General features: G+C 59.4%; 14 protein-coding genes. 11 read left to right on the forward strand and 3 right to left on the reverse strand.

The features are described from left to right. Positions 1 to 80 precede the first annotated feature (80 nt). The 3 genes from ACR0CA_RS01370 to ACR0CA_RS01380 are packed head-to-tail and all read left to right on the forward strand — an operon-like array spanning position 81 to position 2,079. The gene (locus ACR0CA_RS01370; protein ID WP_480897238.1) at positions 81 to 284 is read left to right on the forward strand and encodes a DUF2061 domain-containing protein; all 204 of its coding nucleotides are present in this window, start codon (positions 81 to 83) and stop codon (positions 282 to 284) included. Further along, positions 277 to 1,155: a fatty acid desaturase gene (locus tag ACR0CA_RS01375; protein WP_480897239.1), complete on the forward strand. Its 879-nt coding sequence runs from the start codon at positions 277 to 279 to the stop codon at positions 1,153 to 1,155. Before ACR0CA_RS01370 ends, ACR0CA_RS01375 begins: the two co-directional genes overlap by 8 nt. Before the next feature lie 21 nt (positions 1,156 to 1,176). Continuing rightward, positions 1,177 to 2,079 carry an EamA family transporter gene (locus tag ACR0CA_RS01380; protein ID WP_480897240.1) on the forward strand — a complete coding sequence of 301 codons (903 nt, stop codon included), beginning with the start codon at positions 1,177 to 1,179 and terminating at the stop codon, positions 2,077 to 2,079. Here ACR0CA_RS01380 and ACR0CA_RS01385 read toward each other — a convergent pair. The 3 genes from ACR0CA_RS01385 to ACR0CA_RS01395 all read right to left on the reverse strand — a co-directional run bounded on the left by ACR0CA_RS01385 (position 2,076) and on the right by ACR0CA_RS01395 (position 6,225). Then, on the reverse strand, positions 2,076 to 3,479 hold the full coding sequence (locus tag ACR0CA_RS01385; protein WP_480897241.1) for a DEAD/DEAH box helicase: 1,404 nt from the start codon (positions 3,477 to 3,479) through the stop codon (positions 2,076 to 2,078). The genes ACR0CA_RS01380 and ACR0CA_RS01385 overlap by 4 nt on opposite strands. A 184-nt stretch (positions 3,480 to 3,663) precedes the next feature. Then, the gene (locus tag ACR0CA_RS01390; protein WP_480897242.1) at positions 3,664 to 4,602 is read right to left on the reverse strand and encodes a glycosyltransferase family 2 protein; all 939 of its coding nucleotides are present in this window, start codon (positions 4,600 to 4,602) and stop codon (positions 3,664 to 3,666) included. An 18-nt stretch (positions 4,603 to 4,620) separates the two neighbouring features. Next, a complete protein-coding gene (locus tag ACR0CA_RS01395) occupies positions 4,621 to 6,225 on the reverse strand; it encodes a peptide chain release factor 3 (protein ID WP_480897243.1) in 1,605 nt (534 codons plus the stop codon). Positions 6,226 to 6,334: 109 nt separating this feature from the next. On the opposite strand from ACR0CA_RS01395, the gene ACR0CA_RS01400 reads away from it, so the two are divergent. The 8 genes from ACR0CA_RS01400 to ACR0CA_RS01435 all read left to right on the forward strand — a co-directional run bounded on the left by ACR0CA_RS01400 (position 6,335) and on the right by ACR0CA_RS01435 (position 13,750). Then, positions 6,335 to 6,697 carry a SnoaL-like domain-containing protein gene (locus ACR0CA_RS01400; RefSeq protein WP_480897244.1) on the forward strand — a complete coding sequence of 121 codons (363 nt, stop codon included), beginning with the start codon at positions 6,335 to 6,337 and terminating at the stop codon, positions 6,695 to 6,697. A gap of 73 nt (positions 6,698 to 6,770) precedes the next feature. Beyond that, complete coding sequence (locus tag ACR0CA_RS01405) at positions 6,771 to 7,550, forward strand: SDR family oxidoreductase (protein ID WP_480897367.1); 780 nt, start codon at positions 6,771 to 6,773, stop codon at positions 7,548 to 7,550. Positions 7,551 to 7,553: 3 nt separating this feature from the next. After that, positions 7,554 to 8,663 (forward strand): hypothetical protein, encoded by a 1,110-nt coding sequence (locus ACR0CA_RS01410; protein WP_480897245.1) that lies wholly within the window; start codon positions 7,554 to 7,556, stop codon positions 8,661 to 8,663. An 87-nt stretch (positions 8,664 to 8,750) separates the two neighbouring features. Further along, positions 8,751 to 9,809: a methyltransferase domain-containing protein gene (locus tag ACR0CA_RS01415; protein WP_480897246.1), complete on the forward strand. Its 1,059-nt coding sequence runs from the start codon at positions 8,751 to 8,753 to the stop codon at positions 9,807 to 9,809. 80 nt (positions 9,810 to 9,889) lie between these two features. Continuing rightward, complete coding sequence (locus ACR0CA_RS01420; RefSeq protein WP_170774388.1) at positions 9,890 to 10,975, forward strand: ABC transporter ATP-binding protein; 1,086 nt, start codon at positions 9,890 to 9,892, stop codon at positions 10,973 to 10,975. Positions 10,976 to 11,096: 121 nt separating this feature from the next. Beyond that, entirely contained in the window at positions 11,097 to 11,879 is a 783-nt protein-coding gene (gene surE, locus ACR0CA_RS01425) for a 5'/3'-nucleotidase SurE (protein WP_170774385.1), read from the forward strand. Then, positions 11,876 to 12,526: a protein-L-isoaspartate(D-aspartate) O-methyltransferase gene (locus tag ACR0CA_RS01430; RefSeq protein ID WP_170774383.1), complete on the forward strand. Its 651-nt coding sequence runs from the start codon at positions 11,876 to 11,878 to the stop codon at positions 12,524 to 12,526. The genes surE and ACR0CA_RS01430 overlap by 4 nt, the downstream gene beginning before the upstream one ends. A 63-nt stretch (positions 12,527 to 12,589) precedes the next feature. Next, positions 12,590 to 13,750: a peptidoglycan DD-metalloendopeptidase family protein gene (locus ACR0CA_RS01435; protein WP_480897247.1), complete on the forward strand. Its 1,161-nt coding sequence runs from the start codon at positions 12,590 to 12,592 to the stop codon at positions 13,748 to 13,750. Positions 13,751 to 13,790 lie beyond the last annotated feature (40 nt).

Below are 13,790 nucleotides of genomic sequence, written 5' to 3' on the forward strand. Positions count from 1 at the left end.
ATTTTGTTAATCACATTCAGAATGTTCACCATCTGCGTGATCCGTAATTCTTAAGCCATAACAAAAATATGGGTGACGGAATGGAGACACGACGCAGATCAGTCGTGAAGGCCGTATTGTGGAATGCGGTGGGCCTTGTGGTGATGACCGTTGTGGGGTTGGCCGCAACCGGCTCAGCCGCGATCGGGGGCGGTTTGGCTTTGGTCAACACGGCCATCGGCCTGACGCTCTACGTGATTTACGAACGTATATGGGCAGGTATCTCATGGGGCCGCAATGTCTGAGCGTGCAGGGCCTGAATGGGGCACCCTTGCCCTGATCCTTGGGTGCTATGGGGCGTGGTTAGCGATGCTGTTTTATTTGCCGGTTTGGGCCGCTGTGCCATTGGTGGGCGTCGTGGCGGCACTGCATTCTTCGCTGACGCATGAAGCGATCCACGGCCACCCCTTTCGGCAAAAGGCGTTGAATGAGGCGTTGATGGCGTTGCCGTTGACGCTGTTCATTCCGTACCGCCGGTTCCGCGACCAGCATCTGGCACATCATCGGGATGCGACGCTGACCGACCCCTATGACGACCCCGAATCTAACTATCTGGATCCACAGGTCTGGGCAGCTCTGCGCGGTTGGCAGAAACGCTTGCTGGCAGTGAACAATACGTTGCTAGGGCGCATCGTGTTGGGTCCGGCCATTGGTCAATTTGTGTTCATGCGAAGTGAGTTACGCTGCGTTTTTGAGTCTGAAATCCTGCGTGCCTGGGTATTCCATCTATGCGGTGTTTTGGTGGTGCTGTGGATTGTGTCGCTGTCGCCCATGCCAATCTGGGCCTATGTTCTGGCTGCATATCTGGGGCTAGGCTTGGTGAAGATCCGAACCTTTCTTGAACACCGCGCTCATGATCGGGCTTCGGCTCGTACGGTGATCATCGAAGATCGGGGGCCCTTGGCATTTCTCTTTCTTCACAACAACCTGCACGTGGTTCATCACATGAATCCAGCGGCGCCGTGGTACCGGTTGCCCGCCTTGTATCGCGCAGGGCAAGACACGTACTTGGCACGGAACGAGGCCTATGTTTATCGCTCCTACGCGCAGGTGTTTCGGGCCCATTTCCTAAAGGCCAAGGATCCGGTGCCGCATCCGCTCTGGCCAAAGGGGTAAATTGCGGCCACAAGGGGCGGTATGAGCCTCTGGATACCTGTCACCATCGCCGCCGCCTCGTTTCAGACCGTGCGGTTCATGCTGCAAAAATCACTGAGCAGCGTGAAATTGTCCGCCGCAGGTGCGACCTTTGCCAGATTTGCCTATTCGATGCCGTTGGCCGTTCTGGCGTTGGGTGTTGCGTTGAAGCTCAGCGAATTGTCTTTGCCTTCGATGCCACCGCTGTTCTGGCTGTTCGCGATCATTGGTGGCACAACGCAGATCTTGGCAACCATCTGTGTGGTCGCCTTGTTCAAGCAGCGCAACTTCGCGGTCGGAATCACGTTCAAGAAAACCGAGGTGATCCAGACCGCTATCGTCGGTTTCCTCGTTCTGGGCGACCAGGTTTCGGCTGGAGCGTTGGTCGCCATTCTGATGGGCCTGACCGCAGTTCTGTTGCTGTCGAAAAACCCCGGAGGGGACGGTGCGTGGTGGAAACACCTGACCAATCGCGCGTCACGGCTGGGGCTGGGGTCGGGGATTCTGTTCGCCTTTTCCTCAGTCAGCTACCGGGGCGCATCACTACAGCTTGGCGAGATCGACGCATGGTTCCGCGCGCTGGTGACGCTGGCCGTTGTTGTGACATTCCAATTCGTCAGCATGGGGCTGTGGCTGCTGTGGCGAGACCGCGCCGAACTGCGCGCGGTGTGGGAGACGCGGCGCACCGGTGTCTTCGTAGGCCTCACCAGCCTGAGCGGGTCGTTTTGCTGGTTTTTCGCCTTCACATTGCAGAATGCGGCTTATGTGAAGGCGCTGGGGCAGGTCGAACTGATCCTCAGCCTGTTTGCTTCGATCCTGTTCTTCCGCGAAACCATCACCCGGCGCGAGATCGCCGGGATGGCGTTGCTGGGGGCCTCTATCCTGGCGCTTGTGTTGACGATTTAGGAGGCGTCCGCCTCGGCCAGCGCCGTTACGCCTGCGCGACGTTCGTCAAAGCTCAGCGCGATGAAGCTGGGCAGGTGATCACCCATGCCAACAACCGCCGGACCTGAATCGTTTCGGCGACCACGGCCACGCGGTTCCTTGTCCTTTCGGCGGTCCGAGTCCTTCTTGCGCTCGGGCTTTTTGTCGACCTTTGCCTCGTCGACCGGCTTAATCTTTTTCTCGCGCTTGGGCTTTTCGTCCTTAGGCTCTTCCTTGACCGGATTGTCGAGCCGGGGAATGTCCTTCTGGATCAGCTTCTCAATTGCGTCCAGAGCCTTTTCATCACGGCCCGAGCAGATCGTGATCGCCTTTCCCTCGCGCCCCGCTCGACCGGTGCGACCGATGCGGTGAACGTAATCCTCGGCATGGCCGGGGACGTCAAAGTTGAACACATGGCTGACCGAGGGGATATCCAACCCCCGTGCGGCCACGTCCGAGGCCACCAGCAGGCGCAGTGAGCCCTCGCGGAATCCGTCCAGGGTTTTCATGCGCTGCGACTGATCCAGATCGCCGTGAATGGCGGCGGCGTTATAGCCGTATTTCTTCAGCGATTTCGCGCAGATATCCACATCCGTCTTGCGGTTACAGAAAATGATCGCGTTGGTGCAGCCTTCACCCTCGGCGTCGATCAGCGCGCGCAGAACCTTGCGCTTGGCGCTGGCCTCGCGGTCGCGACGGCCACCTTTGAACATGACCACGCCCTGTTCGATCGTCTCGGACGCGGTGGCCTGACGGGCAACCTCGATCCGGGCAGGGGCAGACAGGAATGTGTCGGTAATCCGCTCAATCTCGGACGCCATGGTGGCTGAGAAGAACAACGTCTGGCGGGTGAACGGCGTCAGCGAGAAGATGCGCTCGATATCGGGGATGAACCCCATATCCAGCATCCGGTCGGCCTCATCCACCACCATGATCTGAACACCGGTCAGCAGCAGCTTTCCACGTTCGAAATGATCCAGCAGACGACCCGGCGTGGCGATCAGCACGTCGACGCCTCGGTCGATCAGAGCTTCTTGTTCCTTGAAGCTGACGCCGCCGATCAACAGCGCTTTGGTCAGTTTCAGGTGCTTGGTGTAGGTGTCGAAGTTCTCAGCCACCTGCGCGGCCAGTTCCCGCGTCGGGCACAGCACCAGCGAGCGCGGCATCCGCGCGCGTGCGCGGCCACGGGCCAGCAGGGTGATCATCGGCAGTGTGAAGCTGGCGGTTTTGCCGGTGCCGGTCTGGGCGATGCCCAGCACATCCTTGCCTTCAAGCGCAGGTGGAATCGCTCCGGCTTGAATCGGGGTGGGGGTTTCGTATCCGGCTTCCTCAATGGCTTTGAGGACCTTTGGGTTCAGGTTCAGTTCGTTAAACTTTGTCATGTATGTCCGGTTTTTGCGGACACTCGACCTGGCCCGCGCGTATGAAGGTGTGCCGGGCCCGGATGGCCATGCGCATCCCGCGCATTTCGGCTGAGGCGGGACATAACAAAAACGTTGGGCAGGGTCAAATGAAGAGGGTTTCAGACCCCTGTGCTCCGATACTGTGCAGATTTAATGCAACAATTCAGATGCTTCCGGGGAAATGTTTCGCAAGCTTCCGGTCCAGATCCAGTGGCCGATGCCGGATCAACCCGTGTTGTTCAAGCCGTGCCCGCACCTCGGGGTGCGCGCCGCTGATCTCATCGAAAAACGCGCTCAAGCCGTCGACACCGTCCTCGCTTTCGATCCAGCTGAGCAGTTCGTTCATGTTCATCCCGCCCTCATCCCGCGGGACATTTGGCGTCATTCGGGGTTTGTATGACCCACGCTCAAGTCGGAACCGGTAATGCGCCAACCAGTGATCCCAATCCGGGGCGTGCCGGTGGCAGAGCGCAGCCTCGGCAAGTTCCGCTTTGCAGATCAGGCGTTCCCCATGCTGGAACAACCCGTGAATGCGGAAGTTGATGCCTGGCAAACCGGTGCGAGCAAACACCTTGCCTTGCAGGTGACTGAGAAACCCACCCTTCACGAAAGCCCCATAGTTGGGATAGAGCGCCTGCACCGTTGCGGCACGATCAGGCCCGGACGGGATATAGGCTTTGTACAGGTCCTTGGCGTCGGCCACTGCCTCTTCCGGGCGTACGCGGATAAAAGGGGTATCCTGCGCGACCTCGGCCAGCAGATCGGCTACCGGGCGGTCGGGCCACAGAAACTCGTCCAGATCAATATGCAGCAACCAGTCTTCGCTGGCCTTTCGGTAAGTGAATGAGGCGTTGGCTGTCTGGCGCACCTGATGCTTGTCGGGGCGCTCCCGCTTACGATTGGCCCAGAACCCGTCGTCGCAATTGCGGACCTCAACCTTTGGATGCCGGTTCAGGGCGTTGAAGGCCTTGGGGCAGGGTTCGTCCAGATAGACATGCATCCGATCCACCCCAAGGTCGAGGTGATAGGCCACGAAACGCAGGATGTCCGGGGCCGTCCCCCGTACCGTCGAGACAGTTCCCCAGGTCGGTTTAGCGCCCATGCGCGGCCCTTTGGCCGGTCACGTCATCATTTCCTTGGTCGCAGTCAGGGTCAGGTCAGGATAGTCCCGCACCACCCGGTCGATATCCCATTGCAGACGTGTCAGGTAGACGATGTCGCCGTCATGATCATGCGCGATGTGCTGCTTGTTGGCGTTGACGAACTTGTCCACCGCCACCTTGTCACCACTGACCCAGCGGGCGGATGTGAACTGAGACGCCTCAAACCGCACGGGCAGGCCGTATTCCATCTCGATCCGGCTGGCGAGCACTTCGAATTGCAGCGCGCCGACGACACCCACGATAAAGCCCGACCCAATCGAGGGTTTGAACACCTTGGCTGCGCCTTCCTCGGCAAATTGCATGAGTGCCTTTTCCAGGTGCTTGGCCTTCATCGGGTCGCCCGCACGCACGCCTTGCAGCAATTCCGGCGCGAAGGACGGGATGCCGGTCACGCGCAGCGCCTCACCTTCGGTCAGCGTGTCGCCGATGCGCAGCTGGCCATGGTTGGGGATGCCGATGATGTCACCGGCCCAGGCTTCTTCGGCCAGTTCCCTGTCGGATGCCAGAAACAGCACTGGGTTTGAGATTGCCATGGGCTTCTTGGACCGCACATGGGTCAGCTTCATGCCGCGTTTGAAATGGCCCGACGCCATCCGTACAAAGGCCACCCGGTCGCGGTGCTTGGGGTCCATATTGGCCTGAACCTTGAAGACAAAGCCTGCGACCTTCTTTTCATCCGGCGCGATCTGACGTGGTTCGGCCGATTGCACTTGCGGCTGCGGGCCGTAAGCGCCGATGCCCTCCATCAGTTCTTTGACACCGAACGAGTTGATCGCCGAACCGAACCAGATGGGGGTCATATGCCCCTCAAGAACCGCCTGCGGGTCCAGCGCGGGCAGCAATTCACGCGCCATCTCGACCTCTTCCAGCAGTTTCTCAAGCAAGTGCTCGGGAACATGTTCGGCTAGTTTCGGGTCATCCAGACCGTCGATCTGAATGCTCTCGGCTACCTTGTTGCGGTCGGCGCGGTCCATCAGTTCCAGCCGGTCGCGCAGCATGTCATAGCAGCCGATGAAATCGCGACCCACGCCAATCGGCCACGCGGCGGGCGTGACGTCGATGGCCAGCATTTCCTGAATCTCGTCAATGATCTCGAACGTATCGCGGCTTTCACGGTCCATCTTGTTACAGAAGGTCAGGATCGGCAGATCGCGCAGGCGGCAAACCTCGAACAGTTTCTGCGTCTGGCTTTCCACACCTTTCGCGCCGTCGATTACCATGACGGCGGCGTCCACGGCAGTCAGAGTGCGATAGGTATCTTCCGAGAAATCGCTGTGGCCGGGCGTGTCCACCAGATTGAACCGGAAGTTCCCATAATCAAACGACATGGCCGAGGCGGAAACCGAGATACCACGATCCTTCTCCATCTGCATGAAATCCGAGCGCGTGCGCCGCGCCTCACCCTTAGCGCGCACCTGACCGGCCATCTGGATCGCGCCGCCATAAAGCAGGAACTTTTCCGTCAGCGTCGTTTTGCCCGCATCAGGGTGCGAGATGATCGCGAAGGTCCGGCGACGGGCGATCTCGGGCGGCAGGGTGGGTTGGTTCGAGGTATCAAGCATAATCGCGCGTATAGGCGGGGAATCTTGCCGAGGCAAGACAAAGGGGGTGGTTCGAATCATACACCTATGGCAATAGGAACATATAGTGAACAAATAGTGGAGAGAGACAATGAATTTGAAAGAGATTGCCGACGAGCTGGTCGCAGGTTGCCGCGAGGACCGCGCCAAGGAAAATCTTGAGAAGCTCTATGCTGAGGATGCCGTCTCGGTCGAAGCGCAGGATTTCATGGATATGGGCCGCGAAACCCACGGTCGCGACGCGATCCGGGGCAAACATGAATGGTGGGAAGGCGCGCATGAGGTTTCCGGTGCCTCGGTCAGCGACCCGATGCCCCATGGTGAAGACCGTTTTGCCGTGATCTTCGAGGTCAAGGGTAAGGTAAAAGAGACCGGTGAAGCCTTTGATATGAAAGAAGTTGGTGTCTATCACGTCGCAAATGGCAAGATCGTTCGGGAAGAGTTCTTTTACTGATATTGCTTGAAATCTGGTCTTCTCAGTCTGGCCGGTGCTAGACATGGCAACAATAACAGATGGGGAGGATCAGATGGATCTAGGTATCAAAGGAAAACGCGCGCTGGTCTGTGCCAGCAGCAAGGGTTTGGGTCTGGGCTGTGCCGAAGCTTTGGCCGAGGCCGGTGTCAATCTGGTGATGAACGCCCGCGGAGCCGAGGCGCTTGAGGCCGAAGCCGCGCGCTTGCGGGACACCTATGGCATTGATGTTCAGATGGTGGCCTGTGATGTGACCTCGACCGAGGGGCAGACGCAGGTGATCGAAGCCGCACAGGGTGTTGATATCCTTGTGACAAATGCGGGCGGTCCGCCTCCGGGTATGTGGTCGGATTGGGAGCGTGAAGACTTCATCAAGGCGCTGGATGCCAACATGCTGACACCGATTGCTTTCATGAAGGCGCTGTTGCCGGGGATGATGGACAAGGGCTGGGGGCGTGTGGTGAATATCACCTCGCAATCGGTGCGCGCGCCCATCGCCGTTCTGGGCCTGTCGAACGCGGCGCGGACTGGGTTGACCGGCTACGTCGCGGGAACCGCGCGGCAGGTTGCCCCGCAAGGGGTGACAATCAACAATCTGCTGCCGGGTATCCACGCCACTGACCGCGCGGAGTCCCTAGATAGTGCGGTTTCGCTGCAAAAGAACATCTCGATGGAAGACGCCCGTGCAGAGCGCGCCGCCACGATCCCTGCGCGCCGCTATGGCACACGGCAGGAATTTGGGGCCGCCTGCGCCTTTCTGTGTTCGCAGCACGCGGGCTTTATTGTGGGCCAGAACATCCTCTTGGACGGCGGTGGAACCAACCTGACGATGTAAACGATGGCGCAGAATTTTTCATTAAAAGACCACCTGTTTAACGAAGAAAAGACCCGCTATTTGGCGGGGCTTTTTACAGCGGCGGATGCTGACTTCGATGCAGAGACGTTCGAGGCGCAGGTCATGTCCCGCCTGCTGGATCTGGAATTGAAAGAGCGCATGGCGTGGATCGCCGAATGCCTGCAACAGGCCATCCCCGGCGCGCTGCCGGACATTGCGCCTAGGCTGTTAAGTGCGCTGCCACCGCCGCTGGACCCGTCAAAGACAGATGATGATTTCGGTGATTTCATCTTTGCGCCTTTGGGTGATTGGGTTGTGGCCGTTGGCCTCGACCATCCGGATCTGGCGCTGGACGTGCTTGATGAACTGACGCAGAGATTCTCGATGGAATGGGCCATTCGCCCGTTCCTGAACGCCCATCAGGACAAGGTGCTGGACAGGATGCAGGCGTGGTGCGCGCATGACAGCTATCATGTTCGGCGCTTGGTCAGCGAAGGCACTCGCCCGCGTTTGCCATGGGGGCAGGCGGTGGGCCTGGAACTGACCGACCCGTTGCCTTTGCTGGATCGCCTGCACAGCGATCCGACGCGATACGTGACGCGGTCGGTGGCGAACCATCTGAACGATATCACCAAGAAAGACCCCGATCTGGTGCTGGACCGTTTACTGCAATGGCGCGAGGGGGGTCAGGATGCGGATGAGTTGCGCTGGATGACTAGCCACACCCTACGCGGACTAGTGAAATCTGGCCATCCCGATGCGATGAAGATGCTTGGGTTTGATCCTGATGCGGCGATCTCGGCCGACATTCAGGTCAACGATGAGGCCAGAATCGGAGGAGCGTTGACCTTCGATGTATCCCTTGGCGGGACCGGAGATCAGCCTGTATTGATTGATTATATCATTCACTTTCAACGCCCTGGCGGTAAAACCTCGGCCAAGGTGCATAAGTTGAAACAGACCGCGCTGCGCGATGGCGCTCTGACGCTTAGCAAGACCCACAAGCTGAAGGGCAATGCCACCACGTTCAAACTGGTGCCGGGTCCGCACCGGCTTGAGGTTCAGGTGAACGGACATGTGCGTGCGGGCGTGGACTTCCAACTGCTAGAGTAACGCTTTTGTAAAATCGCACATGTGCGGATTGCGCGAGGGCGCTTGCTGCATTAGCTGATCCTTAACCAAACACAGGGGATAGGTTCGATGAAGCATGAATCGGTGCAGAATTATTACGGCGATGTCCTTCAAAGCAGCGCGGATTTGCAGACCAATGCCTGTTGTACACCCGATGACATGCCGGATCATGTAAAGAAAATTCTCTCAAAAATTCATGATGATGTGCTGACGCGCTATTATGGCTGCGGTCTGATCGCACCGCTGGATCTGGAAGGGATGAGCATCCTTGATCTGGGCTGCGGTGCCGGGCGCGACGTCTATGCTCTGTCCGCGATGGTCGGCGAAAATGGCCGTGTGGTCGGCGTGGATATGACGCCGGAGCAGCTTGATGTAGCCCGCGCCCATCAGGATTATCACGCGCAAGCCTTCGGTCATGGCGCGTCGAATGTGGAATTCCACCACGGCTATATCGAAAAGCTGGACGAGTTGGACCTTGAGCCCGGATCCTTCGACATCATCGTCTCGAACTGCGTAATCAACCTGGCCACCGATAAAGAGGCCGTTCTGCGCGGCGCGCAGCGTCTGCTGAAAGAGGGCGGCGAGATGTATTTCTCGGACGTCTATGCCGACCGCCGCATCCCCGCCGCCATGGCCGAGGATGAGGTTCTGTATGGGGAGTGCCTGTCGGGCGCGCTTTATTGGAATGACTTCTTGTCGATCTCGCGCAAGGCCGGGTTTGCCGACCCGCGCCGGGTGACGCATCGCCCGCTGACCATCGAAAACCCGGTGCTGGAAGAGCGCGTTGCGCCCTTGAGCTTCTTGTCGGCCACGTATCGTCTGTTCAAACTGACCGAACTGGAACCGGCCTGCGAGGATTACGGCCAAGCGGTGATCTACAAGGGCACGATCCCCCACGCGCCGCATCTGTTCGAACTGGATGACCACCATGCGATCGAAGCAGGCAAGGTCTTTCCGGTCTGCGGCAACACCTGGATGATGCTGAAAGACACGCGATTTGCGCGCCATTTCGAGTTTATCGGCGATTTCTCGACCCATTATGGCATCTTCGAAGGTTGTGGAGGGGAAAGCCCATTTGAAGCCACTGGTGTCAGCACCGGTGAGGCCGCCTCGGGCGGGTGCTGCTGACCGCTTGCGCCTGACGGGCGGGGTTGCTATCCCCGCCTAAGCCCGATGAAATTGATCGGGAAAGGCAACGGGGTCCTTCGGTGACAGTGAATTCAACTCCTCCACGTCTGGAAATCCGCAATCTGGTCGCCCGGTATGAAGGGCGCGTTGTGGTGGATGACGTCTCGCTGAGTGTTCAGGCGGGGCAGGTGACGTGTTTGCTAGGCCCGTCGGGCTGCGGCAAGTCGACCACCTTGCGGATGATCGCCGGGGTTGAGATGCAGGAGTCCGGCCAGATCTATGTGGATGGCAAGCTGATTTGTGACACGGTGTTTCGTGTCCCGCCCGAGCGGCGCGAGATTGGGCTAATGTTTCAGGACTTTGCGCTGTTTCCCCATCTAAGCGTGGCCGACAACGTGGCTTTTGGTCTGAAGGGCCACAAGGACGAAAAACGCGCGCGGGTCGAAGAACTGCTGACCAAGGTCGATCTGATGCGTTTCATCGACAGCTATCCGCATCATCTGTCAGGCGGCGAACAACAGCGGGTCGCACTGGCGCGGGCTTTGGCGCCGCGTCCCCGGATCATGTTGATGGACGAGCCGTTCTCGGGGCTGGACAATCGTCTGCGCGACGGTATCCGGGATGAAACGCTGGCAATCCTCAAAGAAGAAGACGCCGCTGTGGTTTTGGTGACGCATGAGCCGGAAGAGGCGATGCGCATGGCCGATGAGATTGCCCTGATGCGGCGTGGTAAGATCGTGCAGCAAGGCGCGCCCTATAATGTCTATACCCGGCCAGCGGATAAAGCGGCGGTTGCGTTCTTTAGTGATGTCAATGTGTTGAAGGCGCAAGTTAACGGAGCTCTGGCGGAAACGCCATTCGGCCAGTTTCTTGCGCCGGGTGTACCTGACGGCACGGACGTTGAGATCGTCTTCCGCCCGCAGCACGTCAAACTGGATTTCGACCGAAACGGCAAAGGACCGCTGCCCACACCGACTGATGGGGTGGCCGCGCGTGGCGTGGTCCAGCGGGCGCGCTTTCTGGGCAATGAAAGCCTGGTTGAGTTCCGCATGGACTATGACGGTTCGATCCTGAAGGCCACGGTGCCGAATGTCTTTGTACCGCAGCCGGGGCGCGTTATGTGGCTGACCATTCGCCGGGACCGGTGCTTTGTTTTCCCCGAATAATGCCTGACGTGGCATTTTAGACCCAACTGGTGCGCGAATGCCGCAGATTGCGCGTGCGCTTCGCTTGCCGAGGCGCGGGGCCGGGTCTATCAAGGGAGAAACGCAGGGATGGATGGGGCATATGCGTATTCTTCTGACCAATGATGATGGCATCAATGCACCGGGCCTGATCACGCTTGAGGCAATCGCCGCCCAGCTTGCCGGGCCCGACGGAGAAGTCTGGGTCGTTGCGCCAGCATTCGAGCAATCCGGCGTGGGCCATTGCATCAGCTATACCCATCCGATGATGGTCGCCAAGCTGGGTGAACGTCGCTATGCCGCCGAGGGCTCGCCCGCCGATTGCGTGCTGGCCGGTCTGCATGATGTGATGAAGGATGCACTGCCCGATCTGGTGTTGTCCGGGGTGAACCGGGGCAATAACTCGGCCGAAAATACGCTCTATTCCGGAACGATCGGTGGCGCGATGGAAGCCGCTTTGCAGGGTGTCCCAGCGATAGCCTTGTCGCAATACTTTGGCCCGCGCAATCTGGGGCTGGACGACCCGTTCGAGGCCGCCGCCCGGTTTGGGGCGGATCTTGTGCGCAAGATCTTGGACGCGACCCCGGCCGAGCAGGGCGATTACCGCCTGTTTTATAACGTGAATTTCCCGCCCGTTCCCGCAGATGAGGTGCTGGGCACCCGCGTGGCGCCGCAGGGCTTTCGCCGTGACACGCATTTCTCGGTCGAACCACACAGCTCGCCCTCAGGGCGGCGGTTCTTGTGGATCAAGGGCGGCTATCAGCACAATCCGACCGCGCCCGGGACGGATGCGGCGGTCAATCTGGCGGGCTATATCTCGGTCACGCCGATGCGTGCGGACCTGACAGCGCATGACACGCTTGAGACCTTGAAGTCGATCGAATGACGGGCTTGAGTGCAGAAACCAAGATGCAGTTCCTGTTTGCGCTTCGGTCACGTGGCGTGACAGACAAGCGTGTGTTGGCGGCGATGGAACAGATCGACCGGGGCCAGTTCGTCAGGGGCCTGTTTGCCGAGCGCGCCTATGAGGACACGCCGTTGCCGATTGCTTGCGGGCAGACGATCAGCCAACCTTCGGTCGTGGGGCTGATGACGCAGGCGCTGGATGTGGGGCCGCGCGATACTGTGCTCGAGATAGGGACCGGGTCGGGCTATCAGGCGGCTATCCTGTCCAAGTTGGCCCGCCGGGTCTACACAGTTGAGCGTCACAAGCGATTGGTGCGGGAAACCGGCGCGTTGTTCCGCGAGCTGGGTCTGACCAATGTGACCGCGATGTTGACGGACGGCTCATTTGGTTTGCCTGAACAGGCGCCGTTTGATCGTATCATTGTGACCGCGGCGGCTGAGGACCCTCCGGGCCCGCTCTTGGCGCAGCTCAAAATCGGCGGTATCATGGTATTGCCGGTGGGGCAGTCGGATGCGGTTCAAACTCTGATCCGTGTGCGACGGACCGAAACCGGCCTGGACTATGACGAATTGTTGCCTGTTCGTTTCGTGCCCTTGCTGGAAGGGCTGGGAAAAGACGAGGCGTAGAAGTTTATTCTGAGGAACCCACCCGAACCCCGGTCAACAGGGGCAGGTGATGAGGACGGTAAAATGAGAGCAGTTTCCAAATCAGCGACGCTCCGCTGCGCAAGCGGCATGGTGGCAATGGTGGTTCTGGCCGGGTGTGAAGGCCCGCTGGACTATGATCTGCGCGGTCAGGTAGGCGGGTTTTCGACCGCTGACGCGGCGCAATCGGCCACCACAAGGCGCCCTGCGCCCGATGCACGCGGGGTCATTACTTATCCCACCTACCAAGTCGCCATCGCTCGGCGCGGCGACAAGGTCAGCGACGTGGCGGCGCGGGTCGGATTGCCCGAAGGGGAACTGGCCGTATTCAACGGTTTGAAGCCGACCGATACGTTGCGGGATGGCGAGGTGATCGCGTTGCCGCGTGCGGTCAGTGCGTCGTCGGGCAATGTCGATATTGCCACGATTGCCGGGACTGCGATTGATGAAGCACCGACCGATGGGTCTGTGCGTACCTCGACCCTTGCGCCTGCGCAGCCGGCGGCAGCGCCTGCACCGGTGGCCTCGGGGCCGGAGCCCATCCGGCATCAGGTCAAGCGGGGGGAAACCGCGTTTACGATTTCGCGCCTTTATGACGTGCCGGTGGATGCACTGGCCGATTGGAACGGATTGGATTCCGATTTCACCGTTCGCGAAGGCCAGTATTTGCTGATCCCGGTTAAAACCCAGACGCCGCCACGCCAGACAGAGGAACCGGCGACAAATGTGACTCAGCCGGGTGAAGGCTCACCCACGCCGACGCCTCCAAGTGCCACCCAGCCTTTGCCTGACGAAGAGGTCGTAGCAGCGCCGTCCGCGCCGGATGTGACGGCGGAAGCGCCGACGTCTCAGAGCAACTCGGCGCTGGGTTTGCCGGTGACGGGTTCGATCATTCGGACCTATGAAAAAGGCAAGAACGAGGGGATCGACATCGCGGCAGCTCCGGGCACCGCGGTAAAAGCGGCCGATAGCGGCACTGTCGCGGCGATCACTGCGGATGCAGATCAGGTTCCGATCATTGTGATCAAGCACAACAATGATCTGCTGACTGTTTATGCCAATGTGGACGGTATCACCGTTAAAAAGGGAGATCGGGTGCGTCGCGGTGAGAAGATTGCCGCCCTGCGGGACGGTGACAATGCCTATGTGCATTTCGAGGTTCGCAAAGGGTTCGAAGCGGTCGATCCTGAGCCTTTTTTGAAATAGGAAATGGCCCGTTCCGGGCTATGCCTCCGGCGGGGATATT

It is taken from the genome of Ruegeria sp. F12, assembly GCF_056533885.1.

Excerpts from the sequence above, each read along its gene's own strand:
- ACR0CA_RS01370 (WP_480897238.1), top strand. The coding sequence starts at position 81 with ATGGAGACACGACGCAGATCAGTCGTGAAGGCCGTATTGTGGAATGCG.
- ACR0CA_RS01375 (WP_480897239.1), top strand. The coding sequence starts at position 277 with ATGTCTGAGCGTGCAGGGCCTGAATGGGGCACCCTTGCCCTGATCCTT.
- ACR0CA_RS01380 (WP_480897240.1), top strand. The coding sequence starts at position 1,177 with ATGAGCCTCTGGATACCTGTCACCATCGCCGCCGCCTCGTTTCAGACC.
- ACR0CA_RS01385 (WP_480897241.1), bottom strand. The coding sequence starts at position 3,479 with ATGACAAAGTTTAACGAACTGAACCTGAACCCAAAGGTCCTCAAAGCC.
- ACR0CA_RS01390 (WP_480897242.1), bottom strand. The coding sequence starts at position 4,602 with ATGGGCGCTAAACCGACCTGGGGAACTGTCTCGACGGTACGGGGGACG.
- ACR0CA_RS01395 (WP_480897243.1), bottom strand. The coding sequence starts at position 6,225 with ATGCTTGATACCTCGAACCAACCCACCCTGCCGCCCGAGATCGCCCGT.
- ACR0CA_RS01400 (WP_480897244.1), top strand. The coding sequence starts at position 6,335 with ATGAATTTGAAAGAGATTGCCGACGAGCTGGTCGCAGGTTGCCGCGAG.
- ACR0CA_RS01405 (WP_480897367.1), top strand. The coding sequence starts at position 6,771 with ATGGATCTAGGTATCAAAGGAAAACGCGCGCTGGTCTGTGCCAGCAGC.
- ACR0CA_RS01410 (WP_480897245.1), top strand. The coding sequence starts at position 7,554 with ATGGCGCAGAATTTTTCATTAAAAGACCACCTGTTTAACGAAGAAAAG.
- ACR0CA_RS01415 (WP_480897246.1), top strand. The coding sequence starts at position 8,751 with ATGAAGCATGAATCGGTGCAGAATTATTACGGCGATGTCCTTCAAAGC.
- surE (WP_170774385.1), top strand. The coding sequence starts at position 11,097 with ATGCGTATTCTTCTGACCAATGATGATGGCATCAATGCACCGGGCCTG.
- ACR0CA_RS01430 (WP_170774383.1), top strand. The coding sequence starts at position 11,876 with ATGACGGGCTTGAGTGCAGAAACCAAGATGCAGTTCCTGTTTGCGCTT.
- ACR0CA_RS01435 (WP_480897247.1), top strand. The coding sequence starts at position 12,590 with ATGAGAGCAGTTTCCAAATCAGCGACGCTCCGCTGCGCAAGCGGCATG.